The 24373-nt window shown below is 50.8% G+C and carries 16 protein-coding genes and 3 tRNA genes; 12 read left to right on the top strand and 7 right to left on the bottom strand.

All coding sequences use genetic code 11. The features are described 5' to 3' along the window. Positions 1–45: 45 nt before the first annotated feature. The 3 genes from H6F91_RS03105 to H6F91_RS03095 all read right to left on the bottom strand — a co-directional run bounded on the left by H6F91_RS03105 (position 46) and on the right by H6F91_RS03095 (position 5950). The gene (locus H6F91_RS03105; protein ID WP_190770972.1) at positions 46–858 is read right to left on the bottom strand and encodes a DUF2382 domain-containing protein; all 813 of its coding nucleotides are present in this window, start codon (positions 856–858) and stop codon (positions 46–48) included. 355 nt (positions 859–1213) lie between these two features. Further along, a complete protein-coding gene (locus H6F91_RS03100; protein ID WP_190770971.1) occupies positions 1214–2194 on the bottom strand; it encodes a DUF2382 domain-containing protein in 981 nt (326 codons plus the stop codon). Between the two features lie 999 nt (positions 2195–3193). Continuing rightward, the gene (locus H6F91_RS03095; protein WP_190770970.1) at positions 3194–5950 is read right to left on the bottom strand and encodes a CBS domain-containing protein; all 2757 of its coding nucleotides are present in this window, start codon (positions 5948–5950) and stop codon (positions 3194–3196) included. A gap of 892 nt (positions 5951–6842) precedes the next feature. Here H6F91_RS03095 and psbZ point away from each other — a divergent pair. The 7 genes from psbZ to H6F91_RS03060 all read left to right on the top strand — a co-directional run bounded on the left by psbZ (position 6843) and on the right by H6F91_RS03060 (position 10096). Beyond that, the gene (gene psbZ, locus H6F91_RS03090; protein ID WP_190770969.1) at positions 6843–7034 is read left to right on the top strand and encodes a photosystem II reaction center protein PsbZ; all 192 of its coding nucleotides are present in this window, start codon (positions 6843–6845) and stop codon (positions 7032–7034) included. A 166-nt stretch (positions 7035–7200) separates the two neighbouring features. Continuing rightward, positions 7201–7761 carry a 6,7-dimethyl-8-ribityllumazine synthase gene (ribH, locus tag H6F91_RS03085; protein ID WP_190770968.1) on the top strand — a complete coding sequence of 187 codons (561 nt, stop codon included), beginning with the start codon at positions 7201–7203 and terminating at the stop codon, positions 7759–7761. A 53-nt stretch (positions 7762–7814) separates the two neighbouring features. Then, positions 7815–7886: transfer RNA gene (locus tag H6F91_RS03080), tRNA-Gly, on the top strand. Positions 7887–7965: 79 nt separating this feature from the next. Further along, positions 7966–8037 (top strand) — tRNA-Gly (locus H6F91_RS03075). 79 nt (positions 8038–8116) lie between these two features. Then, positions 8117–8188 (top strand) — tRNA-Gly (locus tag H6F91_RS03070). A gap of 233 nt (positions 8189–8421) precedes the next feature. Beyond that, positions 8422–8829, top strand: a complete 408-nt coding sequence (locus H6F91_RS03065; RefSeq protein ID WP_190770967.1) for a hypothetical protein — start codon at positions 8422–8424, stop codon at positions 8827–8829. Positions 8830–8845: 16 nt separating this feature from the next. Continuing rightward, positions 8846–10096 (top strand): glutamate-5-semialdehyde dehydrogenase, encoded by a 1251-nt coding sequence (locus H6F91_RS03060; RefSeq protein ID WP_199307607.1) that lies wholly within the window; start codon positions 8846–8848, stop codon positions 10094–10096. Between the two features lie 368 nt (positions 10097–10464). Here H6F91_RS03060 and H6F91_RS03055 read toward each other — a convergent pair whose 3' ends face one another. The 4 genes from H6F91_RS03055 to lepA form a co-directional block, all read right to left on the bottom strand. Continuing rightward, positions 10465–13674, bottom strand: a complete 3210-nt coding sequence (locus H6F91_RS03055; RefSeq protein ID WP_277874357.1) for a PAS domain S-box protein — start codon at positions 13672–13674, stop codon at positions 10465–10467. Between the two features lie 645 nt (positions 13675–14319). Beyond that, on the bottom strand, positions 14320–15702 hold the full coding sequence (locus H6F91_RS03050; RefSeq protein ID WP_190770965.1) for a UDP-glucose/GDP-mannose dehydrogenase family protein: 1383 nt from the start codon (positions 15700–15702) through the stop codon (positions 14320–14322). Between the two features lie 83 nt (positions 15703–15785). After that, positions 15786–16751 (bottom strand): UDP-glucuronic acid decarboxylase family protein, encoded by a 966-nt coding sequence (locus H6F91_RS03045; protein WP_190770964.1) that lies wholly within the window; start codon positions 16749–16751, stop codon positions 15786–15788. Between the two features lie 549 nt (positions 16752–17300). After that, positions 17301–19106 (bottom strand): translation elongation factor 4, encoded by a 1806-nt coding sequence (gene lepA / locus H6F91_RS03040; RefSeq protein WP_190770963.1) that lies wholly within the window; start codon positions 19104–19106, stop codon positions 17301–17303. 385 nt (positions 19107–19491) lie between these two features. Between lepA and H6F91_RS03035 the strand changes: the two genes are divergently transcribed. The 5 genes from H6F91_RS03035 to H6F91_RS03015 all read left to right on the top strand — a co-directional run bounded on the left by H6F91_RS03035 (position 19492) and on the right by H6F91_RS03015 (position 24283). After that, on the top strand, positions 19492–19740 hold the full coding sequence (locus tag H6F91_RS03035; protein WP_190770962.1) for a hypothetical protein: 249 nt from the start codon (positions 19492–19494) through the stop codon (positions 19738–19740). Positions 19741–19965: 225 nt separating this feature from the next. Then, positions 19966–21855: an ATP-binding protein gene (locus H6F91_RS03030; RefSeq protein WP_242035608.1), complete on the top strand. Its 1890-nt coding sequence runs from the start codon at positions 19966–19968 to the stop codon at positions 21853–21855. Positions 21856–22364: 509 nt separating this feature from the next. Beyond that, positions 22365–23366 (top strand): hypothetical protein, encoded by a 1002-nt coding sequence (locus tag H6F91_RS03025; RefSeq protein WP_190770961.1) that lies wholly within the window; start codon positions 22365–22367, stop codon positions 23364–23366. 61 nt (positions 23367–23427) lie between these two features. Next, positions 23428–23820, top strand: a complete 393-nt coding sequence (locus H6F91_RS03020; RefSeq protein ID WP_190770960.1) for a hypothetical protein — start codon at positions 23428–23430, stop codon at positions 23818–23820. Beyond that, the gene (locus tag H6F91_RS03015; protein WP_206754891.1) at positions 23792–24283 is read left to right on the top strand and encodes a hypothetical protein; all 492 of its coding nucleotides are present in this window, start codon (positions 23792–23794) and stop codon (positions 24281–24283) included. Before H6F91_RS03020 ends, H6F91_RS03015 begins: the two co-directional genes overlap by 29 nt. Positions 24284–24373: the final 90 nt, after the last annotated feature.

The raw sequence follows: 24373 nt of genomic DNA, 5'->3' as shown, positions 1-24373 counted from the left end.
GACGTATTGGGTCATGAGCAGCAACTTTTTTAAGAGAGCGTAGAATTAACGGGTGATGACGCGCGAGTACTCGTCAAACCATCGTTGGTAGCGGCTCTGAGCAGTCTCGTCTTCTAACACCAAGTCTAACGTCACAGGCTGATCATCTTGAACACTTTGAGGAGCGATCGCCCCCAGAATACTGGCGGCTGTTCCGGGGGTTTCAAACTCCAGATGAACGGTTTCACCAGATGGGCGATCGATAGGCTTTAAGAACAAAGTAGCCCGAATTCGGCGACAGCCTGCACTGGCACTGCGAGCCAGCACCGTGAGGCACCGCACTGCATCCTGTATGGTTTGCAACTGGCCTCGAGCTATATAAGGATCGACCGAGGATTGCCGTTGAAGCGCTGATTCTTGACCATGCAGGTTTGTTTCACCCAAGGGCAACTCAAACAGTGACTGGTTCTCCCCTATCTTTTGCACTACCAGTTTTTCACGCTGCACCGGAATCTCAACCATCTGGGTTTCAATCACCTTACGAATGACTACTTCCCCCAGCTTTACTCGTTTCCGGTTGACAACTAGCTGTTCCTCAAGCAACTGAAAACATTGTTCCCTGGGTGAAACCAGCTCATTGTAATCAAAGTTGGTACGGACTTCCCGTGTTGCAGAATCAACCTGGGATAGTAGGCTGCCATCAATAGAAATTTGGCCTCGCCCCGGGTCTGTATGAGGAGGATCTACGATAAGAGAAAACTGATCCGCGGTTGTCTCGTTAACACCAACAACTTCACCCACGAGATAACCATTGCGGTCATAGACCAGGTTCCCTGTCAAATCCGATCTTGAATTTAAGCGGCCATCCTTCGCTTGCATAGTTCCTCCTTGTAGCTGCGATCGCCCATCTAAAAACAATTTAGAACTTACACATTTCCACCTATTGAACGCGACGAAAAACGCCAAATTCAGTAAACAGAAACGGTTTTAATCTAGAGAAGTTGCATATTCTTTAACTGGGAGGAAACCAATTCTTCATGTAAGTTATGCATGAAAATTGTCTTCTCCAACGACTTATCTAAATGAGATTTGAAAAGCCCTGGAACGTAAACAACCTCCATGCATGAGATGCATGAAAAAATGCTTCAAATCTTGTTATTTTCTGAGGGGGTTAACCCCCTCAGAAAATTTACTTTCTTAAGGGTTAGTAATCAAACCCTTAAGAGTCAGCATCCTACTGGCGCAGGATATCGGGATTACCGTGGGTATCCACATCCAGTTCTTCGCGGCGAACCTGATCCTGTACGTGAACGGTATCCTGCTCTTTTTCCTTACGGAGCGATACTTCTTCCCGTACGACAGCTTGCTTTTCAACGTTGACTTCTTCACCGTATACGTCAACGCGAGCAATTTCCTGATCACGGAAGTCTACATCAGCAGCAGCAACGGGTTGAGAGCCCACGTCACGGCGCTCAATTACAACGCGCTCCCGCTCAACAGGAACATCAGTTTGCACGGCTTTGGTTTCAACGTGCTTACCGAGGCTAACTTCCCCAGCCTTAAACCGATTGCGGTGGGTGATCAAGCGCTCTTCGTACAACCGCAGCGGACCATGGTTGTCTTCTTCGCTCAGACCATAGAAGCCAGGTTCACGATCGTAATCGTATGCCTTAGCATTTACGTTAGCACCGGCATTTACGTTAGCGCCAGCATTCACGTTTGTATTACGCTGCTGTTCCAGCCCTTGCATTGCAGTACTGGAGCTGCCCAGAGTAGCAGATTGATCCTCTAGAGGCTGCATGGGCATGTCTTGACGGCTGATAAACTGCCGACTGGAACGCTGAGATGCTATCGGCTGGTACTGGTTCCGAACATTGGTTTCGTATTTTTCGTCAATGCTCTTGTAGTCTTTGTATTCAGGCAGGTTTTCTACCTGTTCTTTAGACAAACCATTAACGTAAATACGCTCATTGTTGTAATCAAAATTGGCAAGACCAATGGGCAGCAAAACAGTTTTGCCGAAGATCCAAGGACCAGTGTCAACTACAACATATCGAAAACGACCGGACTCATCGACTAACAAATCTTTAACTGACCCAACTTTCTCTTGACCGGGTTCAGTGTAAACAGAGAAGGAATCGATTTTATCCAGCCTGTTATCCCCAGTAGATTCACTGTAGTTGGGATAATATTCTTTAAGTCTGTAGAGAGCCATAATGTTCTTCTACCTCTTGGCATCAACAACTCCCATTCTTCAAAAAAGCCTTTAATTCTTCATCGCTCAATAGATGGATCAGTCTGTTTTCCAAATGCTTACTTATTGATATGAAGCTATAAAACTATAGGGTTAGGCTCTAGAAAACTTATAATCAGAGGTAAAAAACTGTTAAGAAAGCGAGCTTATCCGCTAGATGCTTTGCCTCAAAATGCTATTCAGCATTTCATCCCATAAAGCTCTGGAAAAATTGAATCTTGTACACTCCAAGGTTATAAAAATTGTGTTTTAGGGAACCCATAAATCTACTCCTTTCATAAGGAGTTTTGGCAGCAAAATCTTTTCCTTTCTCTTCCGATCAGAGCGCTTCATCCACAGGGTTTATGAAGCTTTTCTATCAAAACAATAGAAACATTCGCACAACCCTACTGAATATAGATCTAAATAGACCTATGTACGCTGAGGCGGAAATCCATCACCTATGTTTTTGTGTAGGGTGCTTCGCACCCTACACAAAAACATAGGTTGCAAACTTAGGCCGCAGCCTACTAGTTAGGATAAATTGTTTTGACAAGTTGAGTAGGATGCAGCCTTTCAAAACAATCATTTTGGCTCTCATATCTTTTAATATGAAGATGCGCTCTACATTAGAACGTTATTGATTCAATCAGGTTTTCTAAAGTCTTTTTACATGGACAAAGCTCATACAAAAGCAGGGGCTTCAGTAAACCTAGATCAGAGTAAGGGTTGAGGAAATAAGACTCAGAACTTTAGAAACGTTATAGATAGTAGGACTCACACAAACTCATCATGTTTAGTTCATTCTTGTTGTATGTGTTTCGCACACTACACACAACAAGAATACGTAAGCTCTGAAGATTCCATCTATCTTGCCCAGCGATGTTCTAGGCATGTGATTGGGTGTCGTGGAGGAAACACGAAGCGCCCCTTCCATAACCTCCAATCACATGCCTTTTTTCTCAACATCAGGTCCTTGCCTCACTTTTCTTGAGGAAAACGCGATCGCACCAATACCTCAGCCTCATCTGTAGTGGCGATCGCCCCATCTAAAGCCGCCTCTCGCACAGTATCGAGAATGGTTTTGAAGTCCTTTCCGGGCTTATATCCCATACGCTTCAAGTCATTACCATCCAAAAGAGGCTTCATCGGTAGCCACTCGACCAGATAGTGCCAGAGGGTTTGCCGGATGCTACGGCTGCTTCGGGCTGCCACCAACACTAATGAATGGGCGTCGTAGGGGCTGAGCGTATGGAAGATTTGGCTGGGGCGATCGCACTCCGGCAAAGCCTGGGTAATCGTAGCTTCTGTGTCAGCTAAGCTGCGCAGACGTTCAATACTATCAGTAGGAAGTTGCAGTCCTTCAGCGACCATAGCCCGATCAGCCGACTCCAGAGCAGCAATGAGAATTTCGAGTAATACCTGCCAGTGTTCAGCAATTTCTGGGTCTGGAAATTCAGGGCTGGCAAACCGTTTGAGCCAGCGCTCAGCCCGTCGCAGTTGTCGCCACAGATCAGGGGTCATTTGAAGACTGTCATGCAGGCAACGCAATGCGTCTAAATCCGCTAAAGATCGCAAAGCAGCCCGCCAGTAAGGAGCCTCCAGCACCAGCTTCAGTTCCCGTTTGAGCCGGGTTTGCAGGGCAGGGGTATGCTCCATTTCAGCCTGAATGCGCCGATAGATACCGCTGGCGATCGCATGGTGAATATAGCTCTCTGTCTGAGGCTCCAGAGAAAAGCCCAGCCGCACGGCGAAGCGCACAGCCCGATAAATCCGGGTTGGATCTTCAATAAAGCTGTTGGCATGAAGCACCCGAATGCGCCGTTCCCGTAGATCGAGCACCCCACCAAAATAATCCAGCAATTCGCCTCGTCGGGGAGTCGTTAGCCTGACTGCTAAAGCATTGATGGTGAAGTCGCGACGGTACAAATCCTGACGAATTGAGCTGGCTTCCACTTCCGGGTTAGCGGCTGGGTAAGGGTAAAATTCTGTGCGGGCTGTGGCAATGTCTACCCACAGGGAATCTAGCTCGGGGTCTTGATGCCAAAGCAGGGCAGCCGTCTGAAATTTCCCGTGCACCTGAAGTTTTGCATTGGGGTAAAACTCTTGAAGTGCCCGAGCCAATTCCACGCCTGCAGCCTGATCGGCAGAACGATGGAACCCATCCACGACCAGATCAATGTCGTCGAAGAGTAGGGGTTGACTAGCGTTGATGCGTTCTTGATCCATCAACAGCAAGTCGCGGACGGAACCACCCACCAGATACAGCTGCCAGCCTCGCTGCTCGGCCAGTTGGGCTGCCTTCATCAACACCATCCAGAGATTTGGGTTGAGGCGATCGCGCACCATCCCCCACATCACCACTGGCATAGGGCAATCTGCTGGGGCACTCGTCCAATTCCCCGGCTCTCGATCGGAGAGTTCCTGATGCAACTGCCGCAGCACATCCGTGCGGGTCACAATCCCAACCAGTTCCCCCTGCTCTAATACTGGAAATCGTCCAATGTCATAGGTCACCATCAGAGACTCAATCTCGGGCAGCGTCGTGTCGGGGGTAATCGTCTTCAGATTACTGGTCATGTAGCCTTTGACAGGCGCATGGCTAAAACCATGATGCAGAGCAATATCCAGATCCCGCCGGGAAATAATTCCCAACAACTCACCGTGGGCATCCACCACAGACAGACCTGAGTGCCCGTAACGTAGCAAAATCCGCTGAGCTTCTTCAATAGTGGTGTCGGGACGAATTGTGCGCACCGGAGACGACATCAATTCACGTGCCGTCGGGGGGTGGGGAACCTGCTCCCGTACGCCTTTGATCAGTTGGCTCAAGATTTCGCCAGGATTAACCGTGCGCAAGGTCAGCGAGGCCGCTCTTGGATGCCCTCCGCCTCCCAGAGGGCTGAACAGGTCGTGAAGGTTGATGTCAGGGTTCAGGGCAGAACCGCGCGATCGCCCGATTACCGTCATCCGTTCCTCACCATTCTCCATTCGCCCATATCGCGCGCCCAACAGCAGCACATCGCTCTCTGTCAGGTTCGCAACATAGCTGGCCAAGCTCGATAGACCAGGGACGAACTCCGACAACGACAACATGACATAAGACAGGGTAAAGCCGTGAATCGTTTCACTTTGCAGATCCTCCAGCACAGTGCTGAGGATGTCCTGCATATCCAGCGGCAATCCCGGTTCTACGTACTCAGCGATGGCTCGCAGGTTTGCGCCTTGTTCCATCAACCAGGTCAGAGCAGCTGCATCCCGAACCGTTGTGTGGTCATAGGTCAGGGAGCCCGTGTCTACATGGATCCCCAGAGCCATGACGGTTGCTTCAATCGGTGTGATCGTTAGCTCAGCCTGACGCAATTCCTCCACCACAAGCGTGGTCGTGGCTCCCACCGTATCTACGCAAGACTCGGCAGCAACAATATCTCCTGGCTCTTCCAAGTGGTGATCATAGAGGGTGATGGGCACATCGGGCAGTTGCAGCCACTCAGCGGCGACACCCAGGCGTTCACCCCACTGGGTATCCACCACCGTGATGGAATGAATCTGATCCGGATTCACGGCCCGCCGCTCAATCAAGGGATATTCATCCCGGTGCAGCGCCAAAAAGTTTTTTACTCCCGGATGGGAGCCCCCAGTCAGCACAATACGTGCCCCTGGTCGCAGGCGGGACAGGCCCACAGCAGCCCCCAGGGTGTCAAAGTCAGCGGTCGTGTGGCACAGAATCAGATCCATATATCCAGATCTACAGCAAGTTTTAGAACCGACCTAGGCCCGGGCGATCGCGCTCCCATGTCCCACACCCTAAACTCTGTCCAGGATTGCGGGGGCGATCGCAACAAAAATCCAAGCCTTCTTTCACGGGAGAATTGCCCCCAGGGTACCTTTCTTCTTCGACCCGGTAAAACCCACTATTGTTAGAGCTGTATTCATTTTCCTGAGAATCTCATACCGAATCAGAACCAAAATTCTCTGTAGGGGTGCAGTTTAGCCACACCTTCCACAAAAAATCCGGCTCTTATTCAACCTCAGTTCGGGATAAGCTGAAGTGCTCATTTTGGCGTGCGCTTTGCGCACGCCAAAATGAGCGTTTTCGAGTGCCGCGCAACGCGCGGCACTCGAAAACGTCCTTAACCCGAACTGAGGTTATTCAATTGCATTCTTCAGCAGATGGACGCCACGCTGTGCTGCCCATCTCCTTTCTTCAATACCTGACCCTTTAAGTTAGGAGGTTTCTGCATAAGAATTTACCCAGAATGTTGGTGCTTTGCCCGCGAAGCGGGCAAAGCACCAACATTCTGGGGGTAATTTCATTACTGGAAATCTCCTTAACGTAGCCCGAATTTACGCAAGCTCACCCTAACGGCTGCATTTTTGGAGCCTGTTTTACCCATCGTAAAAATGCCCCCACCATCATGGCCAAAATAGAGGTTCCACTCAGGGGAACCCTCATGCCTTAGCTGCGTTTACTGGGGACAATCTATTTAACGAAAATGAATGTGAGTATAGAGGCCAGTTTTTTGATAGCTTAACTAGTGGAGCGATGGACGGTGAGCAGAGATAGGCTTTGCCTCTATTCGGATCCGACTAAATTTGCTTTGTTGGGAAACTGCTGGGAGAACCGCTGATGTTTACAATCCTGTTTCAACTTGCCTTGGCGGCACTGGTTGCCATGTCCTTCATTATGATCGTGGGTGTGCCAGTGGCCTATGCCAGCCCCCGGAACTGGGAACAATCCAAGCGCTTGCTTTATCTTGGCTCTGGAATTTGGGTGGTGCTGGTGTTGCTAGTGGGCGCGTTGAATTATCTGGTAGTGTAATCATCGGCCCAGTTTGGCAGGGAAGGGTTAAATTCCTGACTAGGCTTCCAACCCTTTCTCTGCCAAGCTTGCGACCCTGCGTGTGAGCCTCCCACCAAGTGGAGCCGCAGTGCAGTTTCACTGAGTGTCACAAGAAACAACTATGTTTCTGGAGGAGTAACGATTCATGGCGGTTTTTGAAGGTAATTTTTCCTCGACTGAGCCTCTGCGGTTCGCGATGGTCATTGGTCGTTTTAATGACCTGATCACCAACAAATTGCTGGAGGGTTGTCAGGACTGCCTGAAACGACATGGAGTTGACCCTGATCCCCAGGGACAACAGGTCGATTATGCCTGGGTGCCTGGATGTTTCGAAATTCCGCTAGTGGCCCGGCAGCTGGCTCTGAGCGCTCGTTATGATGCCATCATCTGCCTGGGTGCTGTGATTAAAGGACAAACGCCCCACTTTGATTTTGTGGCGGCCGAAGTTTCTAAAGGTATCGCAGCAGCCTCCTTTCAGACAGGTGTACCCGTCGTGTTTGGCGTTCTAACGACCGATACAATGCAGCAGGCTTTGGAACGGGCTGGCATCAAGAGCAATAAGGGTTGGGATTACGCCATGAATGCTCTAGAAATGGCTAGCCTGATGCGACAGATGCGCTCGCTTCCTGGGTATGACCCTGCGATCGCCGCATCTAGCAACCCTGTTGCGAGTTTGAAGAGTGCTGTCGCCCCCGATTCTCCTTAAAAAAACCTTGACAAGTGCACGGTCAGTTTGGGAGGATAGTAAAGCTGAAGTTTGCGGGTATAGCTCAGCGGTAGAGCGTCACCTTGCCAAGGTGAATGTCGCGCGTTCGAATCGCGTTACCCGCTTGGTTCCCCCAAAACGGGGTTAGAGATGTATGTCATGCATCTTTCACTCCAGGAACCGCTTGAAAACTAAAGAATAAATGCGGGTATAGCTCAGCGGTAGAGCGTCACCTTGCCAAGGTGAATGTCGCGCGTTCGAATCGCGTTACCCGCTTGGTTCCCCAAAGTGGGATTACAAGTGTGTCAAGCATATTTGTATCTCCAGGAGCCTACCGGTGAAAGTTGAAATAGATGCGGGTATAGCTCAGCGGTAGAGCGTCACCTTGCCAAGGTGAATGTCGCGCGTTCGAATCGCGTTACCCGCTTAGGGAAAAGGGATGAGCCTTGCTCATCCCTTTTCTTTTAATTCGTTGAGGTAGCAGGAGAGCGTGAACTCCAGGGATAAATGTAACGGCTTTGTCCAGTTTTTCTCTATCCCCTTGAGCCTTTCGATGGGAATCGTTAGAATCGAACTGACTTAAAGCTGACCGCGTTCGTTTTTTCATCGATAGTTTTCATCTATCCGTTATTAACCCCTTATTTGCTGAAGTGGCTGCCTGTGCAAGCGCAAAAACCTCAGAAGATTGATCTCAACGAAGAATACCCCTGTCCCTGTCGGCGGCGGGGTCAGCTGACTCCAATTGCGCTGACTGAAGCCTTTGGGTGTAACCGCTGTCAGCAGATATTTGTCGTCCAAGACAACGGCCATAGTATTGAGCAACTGTCCACCAACTACCCCTACAAGCGGGTATGGCGCTGGAACGGCTATCAGTGGAATGTGGTAAACCCATCTCTGGGCAAAGGGTACATTCCCCTGACGCTATTGATTATTTTCGGCCTGGTTTTCCTACTCCTGGTCACTACCCTCCAATCGCCGCTGATTTCCAGCGTGACATTTCGGGTGATTGCAGCGCTGGCACTATCGCTTATGCTGGTGTTTATGTTGTGGTTGGCCTGTAGGCGTTAGTCATTGGTATCGGCTCTTGGACTCTGCGCCCGATTTGCTGGAAGTTGTACAACGTGCCCGTGAGGCCGCTAGTGAGCTTGCCCTGGAGAAAGGGGTCAAGCGCAGTGCGGCATTACAGAGCATGGCAAAAGCCTTACTGGAATATCAAGATCACATTCTGGAAGCTAACACCCTCGACCTGGAAGCGAGCCGGGAGATGGCTATCCCAGAGTTGATTTTGGAGTGGTTGCGCTTAACTCCGGAGCGCCTGCACAGTGCAGTTCAAATCTTGCAGCGTCTGGCCGAAACCCCCGATCCCTTTCAACAATTAATCAACGTGTCGCAGCCCCTGTCCCTTGGACAGACTTATGGCCGGCTCATGCCCTTGGGGGTGATTGCCCTCGTATATGAGTCATTTCCGGAGCTTGGGGCGATCGCTGCTGGGATGTGTCTTCGCACGGGTAACAGTCTGGTGCTACGGGGCGGGAGTGAGGCCAGCCAATCGAATCTGGCGATCGCTGAAATCCTACGAACTGCCCTGGAGAATGTGGGCCTACCCACAGGATGCCTGGAACTGCTTCCCCCAGATCAGAAGGACTCCATACGGGAACTGATTACCCAGGACGACAGTATTGACCTGGTTATTCCCTATGGTCGGGCCAGCCTGGTACAGCAGGTTGTAAGGCAAGCAAGTGTACCTGTGCTCAAAACCTCTCTGGGCAACTGCTATCTGTACTGGGCTCCTTCGGGTTCCCTAGACGTCGTGCGTTGGATGATTTTAGACAGCCATCGCAGTGAGCCTGATCCCGTCAATGCCATTGAGAAGGTACTGGTTCACCATCGTCACGACCCCACTACGCTGCAAAGCCTGTGGCGCAGTTTGCGAGAAGAAGGATTTCAGCTGCGGGGGGATGGCGATCTGGTGGCTGACTTTCCTGATCTCGTGATTGCTGAGTCAGAGGATTGGGGCCGTCCCTACCTGAATCAAACTATCGCCTTCCGAGTGGTTGATAGTCCTGAGCAAGGGATTGCCTGGATGAACCGATATAGCAGTGGTCATGCAGATGCCCTGGCCACCGAATCCTATAGCGAAAGCCAACAATTTGCCACTCACCTGAACAGCGCTACGCTGTTTATCAATGCGTCCTCGCGGTTTTATCGCAATCCCCGCCAGGCAACACCAGTCGCGTTGGGGATGTCAAATCAAAAGGGACACCACCGAGGCTTCATTACACTCAATAGTCTGATGACAGTAAAACATGTTGTTCAGGGTTCTGGCATGATTTAGTAGGCTGAGGCCTCAGTTCGCGACCTATGCTTTTGTGTGGGGTGCGAAGCACTCCACACAAAAACATAGGTGATGAATTTCCGCCGCAGCGTACTAGTTACTTTTTGGACAATCGGCTAGTACTTGAGCACACGAACTTTGACAGGTAGGATGTGGCGGGTAAAGCCCGCCACATCCTACCTGTCAAAGTTCGTAACTTAACCTCAGTTCAGGATAAGCTGAAGTGCTCATTTTGGCGTGCGCAAAGCGCACGCCAAAATGAGCGTTTTCGAGTGCCGCGCAACGCGCGGCACTCGAAAACACCCTTAACCCGAACTCAGGTTAACTTATCAAAATCGGTGGGATGAACTACTCGTTGGATGGTGGCCTTAAGCAAGGTACTCAGAGATGAGAGCGACCAGACGCTTTAGACTAACAGGTTTGGTGAGGTAATCAACGGCTCCAGCTTCGATGCAGCGTTCGCGATCGCCCGGCATTGCCAAGGCCGTCAATGCCAGGATAGGAATGCTCCGCAAATCCGCTTCTGCCCGGATTTGGCGAGTCGCTTCTAAACCATCCATCTCCGGCATTTGAATATCCATCAAAATCAAATTGGGCCGATATTGATGAGCCATCTGCACAGCTTCGATCCCATTACGGGCTAATACAACCTCAAACCCATGGGCCTGCAAGTACCCACTCAAGGTGATAATATTCGCTTCGCTATCCTCAGCTAGCAAAATTGTTGGAGCTGTGCTTACCGGCGGAGAAGTTAGCGTTGCAGCCAACTCGTTTGCTTGAGCCGTACCCAAAGCCTGGCTGAGGGTTAGCTGAAACTGTTGGCGCACAATGGGTTTGAGCAAGTAAGCTGCGGCTCCCAATTCCAATGCACAAGAGCGCTCATCCACAACGGAGACAACAATAACTGGGATGTTCTGGGTAGCTGGATTTGTTTTTAATTCTGTCAATACGTCCCAACCCGAACGATCCGGCAGCAAAATATCCAGAATAATGATGTCAGGGCGTAGTTGTATAGCGGCTTCTACGGCTCCGCTGCCTATCGGGTGAATGAGCGTGGCTGCCCCTAATTCTGTTAAGTAGCGAGCAACTTGACTAGCAGCGGCTTCCGAGTCCTCTACGATAAGGACTTGCCGAACATGCTGCGCTAATTCTCCTAAAGGAACCGCTTCCGCTGGCAATTCTGAAGTAGCTGTTCGCGATTGCCACGGCAATGTAACCGTAAAACGGCTGCCTTTTCCTTCTTGGCTTTCCAACGTCACGCTTCCTCCATGCAGTTCTGAAATGCGGCGTACTAGAGCCAGACCCAGGCCTGTCCCGGCATATCGCCTAGAGAGAGAACTGTCCAACTGCACAAAGGGTTGAAAGAGCCGGGGGATATTTTCCTGGGAAATTCCAATACCTGTATCGGTGATGCTAAAGTCAACAGTTTCGCGGAAGGCATCGGCCCGCACTTGCAGTTGGATACTGCCCCCTTCTGGGGTAAATTTGACCGCATTACTTAATAGATTGACGAGCAACTGCCGGATGCGACGTTCATCCACCTCGATCTCAGTTAATTCATCGTCAATTCGACAATGAACCTTGATGCGTTTGTGGTGGGCCTGTTGCTTGACGAAATTCAGGCTGGAATCGCATAGTGCCTGCACACTGACAGGAGCGATCGCCAACTCCATCTTGCCAGATTCGACCTTCGACAAATCGAGGATGTCATTAATCAATTCCAATAAGTGCTTGCCACTTTGCTCAATCGTAGTCAGGTGTTCTCGTTGAGCCGGGGTGAGGGTTCCAAAAATCTCTTCGAGTAAGGCTTCCGAAAGCCCCAAAATAGCGTTGAGAGGGGTTCGCAGCTCATGGCTCATACCGGCCAAAAACTCATCTTTTAAGCGGGCAGCGCGAGCTAATTCTGCATTCGCCAGACTGATGCGTTCGCTACTCAAGCGCACCTGTTCTTCGGCTTGTTTGCGCCGCTTAATATCTCGCGCAATTTTTGACATTCCAATCAGCTCACCCTTCCGATTGCGAATCGGGGAAATCGTCAGGGAAATGTCGATGAGATGGCCCTTCTTGTGCTGTCGTACGGTCTCGAAATGGTCAATGCGATCGCCGTGTTTTAACCGTTCCAAAATTTGCACTTCTTCATGGGAACGATCGGCAGGCAGCAGTTTGGTAATGGATTGGCCTATGATTTCCTGGGCGGAGTAACCATAAATTTCTTCTGCCCCACGGTTCCAGCTATTGATGGTGCCATCTAAAGTCGTACTCAGGATGCCATCACCAGATGATTCAATAATCGCAGCCAACCGGGCATGGCTCTCCTCGGCTCTCTTCCGTTCAGTAATATCATTATTGATCTCTAGAACCTTGAGGGGTTGCCCCTCATCATTGCGCTGTAGAACCCAACGGCTCGCAACCCTAATCAGACCTCCATCCCGGCGTTTATGGGTAAGCTCACCTTCCCAATAGCCATTTGCCAATAGTTCTGCCTCAACCTCGGGCTGAGGTTGAGGAAACTGAGTCTGGAGTAATTGATGAGTCAGCTGCCCCAAAGCTTCTGTCCGAGTCCACCCATACATAAGCTCAGCCCCACGATTCCAAAAGGTAATCACCCCATCAAAATCACGGGCCATGATCGTGTCATGGGCCAGGTCTAATAGATGGGTTTGTTCTTCTAGAATCTGCTGAGTGCGTTGTCGCTCCGTCAGTTCCTGCTGCAACTGATGATTCATTTGGGACAGCTCAGTGGTGCGTTCCAAAACTCGCTTTTCCAACTCCTGGTTGGCTTCCCGCAGGGCAGCTTCAGTTTGGCGCAGAATGTCTTCGGCTCGTTTGCGATCGCTAATATCCGTTAGGAAGGTCAACACAAAGCGCTCGTCTCCAACTTGCACAGCGCTTAATCCTGCTTCGATGGGGAATTCTGATCCATCCTTGCGTTGTGCAAACAGGTTGCCGGCGTGGCCCATGGAACGCCGCATGGGCTGGTTGTAGTATTCAGCTCGAAAATGCTGATGTCCCTGACGAAAACGTTCCGGCATTAAGGATTCAATAGGTTGGCCCAATACCTCGTTGAACGCATAGCCAAAGATTTCTTCGGCCTTCGCATTGAAAATAACAATCTCCCCTTGGGCATTGGAAATAATGACAGCTTCCGAGGCCATTTCAAGGAACGTACGAAATTTGGTTTCGTTCTCTTGCAGTGCAAGGTTAAGATGCTCTTGATACTGGTCCGATTGCTTACGCTCGGTAACATCCTCTGCCAAGACAACGATTTGTTCGGGTACTCCAGTCGGGCCGTTGAGAGAAGCAGAGCGAGCATAGATCCAGCGTAGGGAGCCGTCCGGGCGGATAATGCGGTACTCCTGACGATAGGAGTTTCCCTGCCCTTGGGAGGCGATCGCCTCCATCACCCTATCCCTATCCTCAGGATGCAATGCCTCCATCCACGACAGAGGATTTTCATAAAGACTGGCACACGAACGGCCCCAAACCTGTTCATAGGTTGGGCTAACCTGAAGCAACTGATTACGATTTCCAGAGTAAATAAAAAAAATGTCTTGAACGCTCTCCACCATTCGTGTCAGCCTTTCCTGTTTGGCGATCGTTCCTGCATTAGTCTAACGACAGTCTAAAGCTTGTTGTAAAAGGAAATAATTACAAGTGGCGACGGTGTAATAGGTTCTTATATTTCAACCTGATGATTTCTAGTGGTGCGATATGTTTCACATACCGTACTGAATAAGATGCGTAATTTCTGTAAATATAGCAGTTCTCAACTGAAGGCATTATGGGCCAGTTCATGGGAGAATTGCATACTACCCATAAGCCAATTCTTCATAACTACATCCTCACTATTTTTCTCAAGCCCTTGATTTTGTATATGCGTCGCACAAAATCAAGGGCTTGAGAAAAATAGCGAAAGTATTGTGATAGCAAACATCATTGAAACTCGTTGAAAGGAGAGAAAAAGAAGCAGCCGTAGGTTGCCTCTTTTTACATGGAGTTCTTGACATTCAAACCCATCACAAGAAGACAGGACTGACGCATTTGTGCTGTGGGTGGAATGCTTCACATCCCCACCTACAACACAAATGCGCCAAGCCCAAGAGGAGAAAAAGAGGCAACCTATGGTTGCCTCTTTTTACATGGAGTTCTTGACGCTGATGCAGATGACAAAGGTTAGTAGTCGGCCGAGTTCAGATTTTCTGAACTCGGCCAACCTGATAAGTTTAACGGCCTACGCCAACATATAGGAACCCAGCACTTTCTAGGGTTTCCCGGTTGAGGAAGTTACGGCCATCAATTATCACAGGATTGTTCATCAGCTTAGCCATCTTGGTGTAATCCAGGGTATTAAACTGAGCCCAATCCGTTACCAACACCAGGGCGTCGCAGCCATCGGCCAGACGCTCAGGGTCAGTTTCAACTAGTACATTAGACAGACCATGACGCAGTCCGGTTTGAGAAACCAGGGGGTCATAGGCTTTCACTTTGGTACCAAGACGGGTCAGGTGCTCAATCAAATCCAACGCAGGTGCGTCCCGCATATCATCGGTGTCAGGCTTAAAGGTGAGACCCAGTAAACCGACAGTTTTGCCCTTCAGGATCTTCAGCACTTGCTGGAGTTTCTCCAGAGCAATCAACCGCTGACGCTTGTTGACCGTAACGGCTGCATTTAGCAACTGAGTTTCATAGCCGTAGTCGCTCGCTGTATGAATCAACGCTGCTACGTCTTTGGGGAAGCAAGAACCACCCCAGCCAATTCCGGCTTGCAGGAACTTGCTGCCGATACGGGAATCCAAGCCAATCCCCTTGGCAACCTGCGTGACATCCGCACCAACGCGATCGCAAATATTCGCAATCTCGTTAATAAAGCTAATCTTGGTGGCTAGAAAAGCATTGGACGCGTACTTCACCATCTCTGCCGAACTGAGGTCGGTCACGACCACAGGAACAGTGGGAGCACTCTTGTCTTCAGCAAATTGGCGCGACACGATAGGGGCATACAGCTCCTTCATCATGGCGATCGCCTTCGGGTTGTTGCTACCCAGTACGATGCGATCGGGGTTGAAGGTGTCATACACCGCCGAACCTTCCCGCAGAAACTCAGGGTTACTCACCACGTCAAATTCCGCTTGAGGCTCAGCCAGTGCAGTACCACCACCAGCGCTTACCAGTTCAGCCTGGCGTTCCCGCACGCCATCCAGCACCAGCATCCGTACCCAGTCGCCAGAACCGATGGGTACTGTGGACTTGTTCACAATCACCTTGTAACCACCATTGAGATGGCTACCAATGCCCCGAGCTACAGCTTCCACATAGCGGGTGTCGCTTTCTCCGGTAGGGAGTGGAGGTGTGCCAACGGCGATGAACAGAACTTCACCATGCTCTACACCAGCGGCCAAATCCGTCGAGAATTCAATAGTGCCGCTCTGAATGCAGGAGGTCATCAACTCGGAGAGACCCGGCTCATAAATGGGCGATTGGCCCGACTTCATCAGCTTGACCTTCTCTTCGTTGTTGTCGATGCAGATCACATGATGACCAATGTTGGCCAAGCAAACTCCTGTGACCAAACCTACATACCCAGTTCCGATGACACAAACGCGCATTAGACTGACCTCCTTAACAACAATTAGGACGTAGCGAAGAGGCTTGCGATAGGTTCACAAGCCGGATGAAAACCTTCCCCAAATTAGAGGGCAGATACCGAGCGAGCCGGTACGACCACGCGATCGCCCAACCGCTCCCGGAAATCGTCAATCGTCAGCTTCAGACCTTCCCTTAGGGGAATGGTGGGTTCCCAGCCAAGCCAGGTTCTAGCGCGGGTGATGTCGGGTTGACGACGGCGCGGGTCATCCTGGGGCAGGGGTTCGTACTTAAGAGCGACATCAGGGTTGATCATGTCCTGAATGGTCTGCGCCAATTGCAGAATGGTGTACTCATCGGGGTTACCCAGATTCACAGGGCCCATGTGTTCACCATTCATCAACCGCATCAGTCCTTCCACCAGGTCAGATACATAACAGAAGCTTCGGGTTTGAGAACCATCTCCATACACGGTCAGAGGCTTGCCCTGGAGCGCCTGCACCACCAGATTGCTCACAACCCGACCGTCATTCTCAAGCATCCGAGAGCCATAAGTGTTAAAAATCCGGGCGACACGGATTTCCACATCGTTTTGACGATGGTAGTCAAACGCTAGCGTTTCAGCCACCCGTTTGCCTTCGTCATAACAACTGCGAATACCGATGGTATTGACATTTCCCCGATATTCTTCAGATTGGGGATGAACCTCTGGATCGCCATACACTTCTGAGGTAGACGCCAGCAGAAACCGTGCTTTAACCCGTTTGGCTAACCCCAACATGTTCAGGGTTCCCATAACGTTGGTTTTAATCGTCTTTACTGGGTTGTATTGGTAATGAACGGGGGAGGCCGGGCAAGCCAAATGGTAGATCTGATCGACTTCTAACCGAATGGGTTCCGTAATGTCATGGCGGATCAGCTCAAAGTAGGGGTGCCCTATCCATTTCAGAATGTTGCGCTTATCCCCAGTGTAGAAATTATCCAGGCAGATCACCTCATGGCCTTGTTGCATTAATCGATCGATGAGGTGCGACCCGATGAAGCCTGCGCCGCCAGTAACGAGAATTCGCATAGACCTTCCTAACTAAAGATGTTTCAGGTGCAAGAACCGAAAAGTGCCCCGCCACCGATTGAGGTAGAACGCCCTTCCCATGCATTTGGATTCGGGGCAACGATAGGTGCTGACGTTTTTTTAATAACTTTCGTCTAGCAACTTAACAGAATATAAAAAGAAGGCGAAATCAGAAAATCGAGAGTTTACGGAATCTTTACTTCTGAATGAACCGTTGCTGAAGTTCGAAGAACAATCACAAAGTTTAGAGAGGAATTCTTGATAACAAGCTATTGATAACCAAGCTAAGTTTTGATGAGCATTTTGTCAGAAAAAACTCTAAGCTTTCCACCTAAAAACCTTACAGGACAAAGCTTCTAGAACATCTCAAACAGCAGCACAAGTCGATCAAAAAAGCTTCTCTACCTAAAGACAGAGAAGCTTTTATGTCTAGAAGTATTTGCAATGACCTCAACAATAGAACTGCAATTTCCTTGCGAAATTAGCACCGTAATCTGCGTGTGTGGGAGGTCTAAAACACTACTTCAAGAAAACATTTTTCAAGTAGAGCTACTGAAGTTTTAGAACTGCCATGAACGCTTCTTGGGGCACATCTACGGTGCCAATTGCCTTCAAACGCTTCTTACCCTTGGCTTGTTTCTGGAGCAGTTTTTTCTTCCGAGAAATATCGCCACCGTAGCATTTTGCTAATACATCCTTCCGTAGGGCTGGGATATTTTCGCTAGCGATAACTCGACTCCCAATGGAGGCTTGAATGGGAATCTTAAACTGGTGACGAGGAATCAATTCCTTCAGCTTCTCCACCAGAGCTTTACCCACGTAATAGGCTTTATCCCGATGCACGATGGTAGCCAGGGGGTCAACCGGATCGCCGTTGATCAGAATATCCAGTTTCACTAGAGGGTTTTCTCGGTAACCGATGAGCTGGTACTCCATGCTGGCATAACCGCGCGATCGCGACTTCATCTGGTCAAAGAAGTCTGTCACAACCTCAGCCAATGGCAGCTCATAAGTAATCGTGGTACGGCCCTGAGCCAGGTAACGCATGTCTTTGAAGACACCCCGGCGGCTTTGCCCCAGCTCCATTAAGGTACCGACAAAGCTTTCTGGCGCGATCATCTCGACCTTGACGTAAGGCTCCTCAATTTTTTCGCGATGCTGTGGGTCAGGCAAGTGACTGGGATTGTCAATCATCAGAATTTCCCCGTCAATCTTCGTCACCCGATAAATTACCGATGGAGCTGTTGTGATCAGATCCAGGTTATATTCCCGCTCCAGTCGCTCCTGCACAATTTCCATGTGCAGCAGTCCCAAGAAGCCGCATCGGAAACCAAAGCCCATAGCGCTGGAGGTTTCAGGCTCAAATTGCAGAGCCGCGTCGTTGAGGCGCAGCTTTTCCAGGGCCTCCCGCAGGTCTTCGAACTGCTCCGAGTCCGTTGGAAAGAGGCCACAGAACACCATCGGCTTAGCTTCGGTGTAACCCGGTAGGGGTTCCGCTGCCGGAGTTTTTGCCAGTGTAATGGTATCCCCCACACGGGCGTCTTCCACCGCTTTAATTGAGGCGGCCAGGTAACCCACCTCTCCTGCATGGAGCGAGTCCACTTGGATTTGGGTAGGAGATAGTACGCCTAATTCGTCAATTTCGTACTCCTTGCCGGAGGCCATTAGACGAACACGATCGCCCTTCTGCAACGTTCCATCCATCACCCGGAAGTACACTACTACACCCCGATACGGATCGTAGTAGCTGTCAAAAATCAGCGCCCGCAACGGTTGGCTTACCGTATCCTGAGGCGGTGGCACCAAATGCACAATGGATTCGAGAATGTCTTGAATCCCAATACCTTCTTTAGCAGACGCCAGAATGGCGCCACTGCAGTCAAGGCCAACAATTTCTTCGATTTCTTCTTTGACGCGATCGGGCTCAGCCCCTGGCAGGTCAATTTTGTTCAGAACAGGGATAATCTCGAGGTCATGCTCCAGGGCCAGATAGACATTAGCCAGGGTCTGCGCTTCGACCCCCTGGGAGGCATCCACCACGAGCAACGCCCCTTCGCAGGCCGCGAGAGAGCGGGATACCTCATAGGAGAAATCGACGTGGCCCGGAGTGTCGATCAGGTTGAGGACATACTCTTCGCCATCCAGGCTGCGATAGTTCATGCGAGCAGCCTGAAGCTTGATGGTGATGCCGCGCTCCCGCTCCAGTTCCATATTGTCGAGGAACTGTTCCTTCATATCGCGATCGCTCACGGTACCCGTATATTGCAGCAAGCGATCGGCTAGGGTGGATTTCCCGTGGTCAATGTGAGCGATGATGGAGAAATTGCGAATACGTGAGACAGGTACGTCAGTCATAGTGTTTGGGAGCCAGCCCGGTGGTCATTAAGTCTCTTGGAGCTAGGATGCCGTTTGTTTTTCCCAGCTTAAGATATTGTAATGCCTTCCCCTCTTCCTGATGGAGGGTGGATGGGCTTCCATAAGCCGGAGCAATCAGCCTTTCAAGTCTTAATTCACCCTAACAGTTGGCGCGGGGCATCTCACAATGAAGGGAATAATACGGTTAGGCATGCTTCGGAAAACTCTGGGTGCACGGTCAGGCTCCGAGCTCATCAGGAGAGATGCCTTAATCGGAACTCCATCCCTTGTGGGTCTCTGTTTTCGTTGCTTTAACGACAGCATATTCATGGGATTTGATTTTAGTTAGCCATTAACCATTGATTCTGAGCCAGGAGAAACCTCAATGACCGAGTCCACCGTGCAATCTGAACCCCCGTCCGAGAAAGAATCGCCAACCACCAAAGTCGAAATCTCGGTGCAAATCGATCCCGAATTGCTGGATCAAATCAATCACCTTACCTCTGACCCGAGCAAGGTTATCGAAGTCGCTGTTCGGCAATGGCTTAAGGGGGGTAACCGCCGCGATGACGACCTGACCCGTAGCCTCCGCCGGAACCCACCCGTGCCGCCCCGAGGTGAATGGAACGATTAATCTCCTGATTCTTAAACTGTAGGCTTGAAGAACTGCTTTGATCTGCATCTTCTCAGCACAAGGTGGGAACCCTAAGCTCGTTACTGGAGCAGCAGATTTAGTCAAGTTCTGGCACGTTCTGGGTTGCCTCTCCAGTTTCAATAAACCTCGGTGGTTGATAGCCTCGGTTCCTGCCTGAAGGGGCGAATGGCTGTTCGGCATCCGTTTAGTTTTTGCGGTAGATTGATGGCTGTTCCCAATGAGTTTCTGCCCACCTTCGAGCGATCGCCCCGTATGGTAGCCACCCCCGATGTGGATATATCAGCCTCTTTCACCGACCGATTTCATGTAGCGTTGACGGTCGATGATCGGGGCGTTTACCATTCCTTCTGCTGTACAGGTGCGGAATCTCCTGAGGCAGGTCAGGGTTTTGAACCGTGGCAAGCCTTAATTGGCATGTCCGTCACGGAAGCGCAACAGGCCTTTGTGCCGATGGCAATTGCCCCCTTTCTGGAACGGATTCAGCAATCTCTCAACTTCCTGATTCCCCAGGAATTTTCCTACCCGTTCCGGTACGGTGACAAGTTGCTGTTGTTTCGCCTTAACCTCAGCCCTATTCTGATGCCGGGTATTCCACCCACATTGGTGACGCTGTTAGGGCGATCGCTCTATGAGTGCAGCCGCAGCGAAGCCTGTGAGGCGATCGAACATCTGCCACCCATCACCCCGGGCCAGTTTGCACCCTACTCCAGCCGCTACGAAAAACTCCTCACCCAAATCGCCTGGAATACACGCCGCACCCTTGACCTTGACACCATTCTGGAACAGACTGTCAAAGGGTTGGGGCAATCCCTCAACCTGCATCGCTGCTTGATCTGTCTGTACACTCCGGGGAACGATAGCGTGCGTGTGGTTGCTGAACACAGCCGCCAACCCATCGAATCGTGGCTCAATACCGAACTCCATCTTTCAGAACAAGCTCACCTGACGGAGGCGTTGGAGAACCTCAAGCCCATTCAGGTCACCCCAGTAGAGGTGGAGGAACAGGTGCGATCGCTGCTCGTGGTTGCGACCTGTTATCAGGGCCAGCCGAATGGCTTGATTCTGATGTATACCTCCGATGACTCACCCCGGTTGACCTTGGGAGAAATTGACCTGATTCGTGAGCTATCAGATCAGGTTGGAACTGGGGTAGGACATGCCAAACTATTCGCTGCCAGCCGGAAGTTAGCCACAGATCTTCAGGAAGCAAACGACAGCTTGATGCAACAGCGGCAAGAGTTAGAAACTGCTCGCCGTCAAGCAGAAGAAGCGTCTCGGTTGAAATCCGAGTTTTTGGCCAACACGTCCCACGAACTGAGAACCCCATTAAACGGGATGATCGGATTTCTTAAGCTCGTGCTGGATGGCATGGCAGACACCCCTGAAGAACAACACGAATTTATCAATGAAGCCTACCGCTCAGCCGTTCACCTCCTCAGCATCATCAACGATATCCTCGACATCGCGAAGATTGAGGCGGGCAAGATGCAGTTGGAGCTCAACCCCGTCAGACTTGAGGAACTCCTGACGGATGTGGAGAACTTCACCCGCACCCAGGCTGAACAAAAGCTATTGAAATTTGAAATTCGTATTCCAGCAACTCGCGACCCGGTAATCCTCTATGGCAACTACCAGCGGCTTCTACAAGTCATGCTCAACCTGGTCGGCAACGCAATTAAATTTACCCACGAAGGCGGTATTACGATCGCAGCCGATGTCATTCCCAAGAAGATGGTGGATCAAGAAATGACCACCAAAAAACCCGGTGATACGACTGAAGAGAAAAATGCAGGCATCGTCAAAATTAGCGTGGCCGATACCGGCATTGGAGTTTCCCTGGAGAAGCAAGATCGCCTCTTCCAATCCTTCAGCCAAGTAGACGGCTCCAGGACACGCCAGTACGGCGGCACAGGTCTTGGGCTGACTATCTCCCAGCGTCTAGTCGAAACCATGGGTGGAGTTGTTAACTTCTACAGTATGGGTGAAGGGCTCGGCTCAACGGTTACCTTCACCATCCCCCTCTACCAAGAACCTGTCATTCTTGCAGACCAGGTTGCCGAAGACGCAGACCTACCGCTGGAATTAAGCACTTAAGCTTCTCTAACGGGCTCTAGGAGAGCAGCTTAATTGACTGTAATGTCTAGGTGTGGGGTTATCCCACACTTAAACATTAGACCTTTTACATGAATCAGTTTTTGAGGGCGTGAATCGTTGTGCGGCGAAGTTGCGCAACGATTCACGCTGGAAGTCTATTCAAACCTCAATTCGGGATGAGCCTAAAAGCCCATTGTTGCGTGCGCGAAGCGCACGCAACAATGGGTTTTTTCGAGTGCCACACAACGCGCGGCACTCGAAAAGGCCCTTAACCCGAACTGAGGTTAGCTTATGCAAACAAGAAGTGCCGTAAAGCAATTCTGGCAGCAAATTGTGGTACTTAAGTACTATTAATGGTACACTTGCATTCATTCCCTGGTCGCACTTCATATTCCTGAACATTGAGCGCTGCAAGCGCGAACTCCCCTCAGGTTGAAGCTCTGCCAGTAGTTTTTGGCGTAAGGGCGGTCGGGTTGTTTGTTCCATTTTCTGTCTTTCAGGAGTTGGCTATGCAAGGAACTCAAGAAGAGATACAAGCTATTCAGGCCAGGTTGCAGGCGATTAGTGCTCGCGAGAAATCCTATCGTCCCGCTACGGCCGCTCAAATGGTCGAAATGTTTCCCGCCAGTCGTCCTACCTCTGTGCCAGGGGCATCGGCTCCTCAGGCAGCGACTACCACCGGACTGACCCAGGAACAGCCAACCCTGCAATGGCCGAGTTCGATTCCTACTCCTCCCTTCAAGCCTTCCACCCTTGGAGTTCCTGATCGCTCTACTTCTCCCGTAACCGAGCGAGCCGCCCTCACCCAAATCGATGAAACGTGGCAACAGCTCACAGCTAAAGCAGAACATATCAATCAACTCGCCTCAGCTCAGGAAAATGCTCTGTTGGAGTTGCGGGCGATCGCCCAACGCCTAGAACGTGACTGGCGCGCCACCGGACTGGAGCAATTCCCTTACGCAGACAATACCGGAGACTTTTCGCCTCTCTACCGACAAAGTTCTGCGACCTTGACTTGCGTTGAACGAGACGACGATGGCAACTTCCTCCTCGCCAGCCGCACCTTAGACCTACTCAAAGCAGAACGGGAAGCCCTGCAGATGGCTCAAGTCCTGCGTAAAAAACGGCGGCATCAGTCTACTGACTTTTTGACCCCTGTTGGAGGAATCATCTTAGGTTGGCTCAAGAGCTTGTTCTCCGGTTTCTCTCGGCACCCTTCCCGCAACGGACGCCGGGTGGCTAGCGCAACCGCCACTACCGCTCCTGAAGGATCAGGGACAATATCACTGCCCATTGCAGTCCTTTGGCTTATGGGTTCTACGGTAGCCCGTATGGCTATTGATATTGTGCTGGCATCTCATCCAGGGCTATACCTCCCCGCAGTGCTTCTGATTGCGGCTCCAGCGGCGATCGCCATGTATCGCACAACTGTAGCTCCTGAAACCAGTATCGAATGGGGTTATCGCCTACTGCTCATCATGGTTGGACTATTGCTGGGGGGCCGTTTCTAGAACCGATAAGGCAGCAATTTGCAGTTACCCAGCAGTTTTCAGCAGTTAGGAGGGCTCATCTATGAAGCGCCATACCATTGACACCCCCGGAATGCATCCTTTACTCATGGGCGGCTTGATATTTGCATTTGTGGGTTTGGTGTTTGATTTTCGGGGATTGCTGCCCGGTCGGGCAACACACACCTCCTACGAAGCTTGCCAGGGAGAGGTTAATGCCCAGGTTGCATTATCTCGAGAGCAACTCGCTCAATTGCTGGCAATTCCAGAACGCGATACAAAGGAACGGGTTACGGCGGCCATTGGAACCCCTTATTGCCAGCTTCAGACCCTACAAGTGCGGGCCGGAGTTACAGCGGAGCGGCAGGTTTATCCCCTGGCATTTGATCCAGACACCCGACTGGTAGTTCTTTTCGAAGGCAACGAGTATGCGGGGTATCGGTTCAATTTCCAGTAAGATAATCGCCTGCCTGGTCGGTCTAGCACTTCTTCTGGGAGGATGTACCAACTCCGGTACGGTGTCTGTACGCACTGTGCCAATTCAACAAAACTGGGAACTGCAACCGGGGAAGCAAATTGCCGGGTACCGTGTCGCCAGCGGGCTGGGAGATATTTCCATCGAGGTGAAGGGGGAGCCTGTCTACGCTCCCTTCGATGGGCTACTGCAACCCAATGACATAGAGGGGTGCTATGTGTACACAAGCCCAGATGTACCAGCCTATCTGTTTCGGCTATGCGGGCTAGAACGGCCCCGGGTAGGCGACGTTCAGCAGGGGCAGCCCATGGGAAGAGCACAATTTCTCTCGTTTGCGACCCTGCGACGACAACCAGACGGCAAGTGGACGATGGTAGAACCCGCTAGCGATGTTCTAAACCGGATTCTTAACCCTAACGGTATGACGATGGGAAACGCAGGGTAGCACTTCACAACATGTAGGCTTGCGATCGCCACAATGGGTTTTCAACAAGCCTAAATTTTACTATGCAAATTCATCGTGTTCCTTAGCCGG

Origin of the sequence: Leptolyngbya sp. FACHB-8 (assembly GCF_014695575.1) — a bacterium.
GTDB lineage: Bacteria > Cyanobacteriota > Cyanobacteriia > Elainellales > Elainellaceae > Vacuolonema.
The sequence above is the reverse complement of the archived record's forward strand: the minus strand, read 5'-3'. Positions and strand labels throughout refer to the sequence as shown.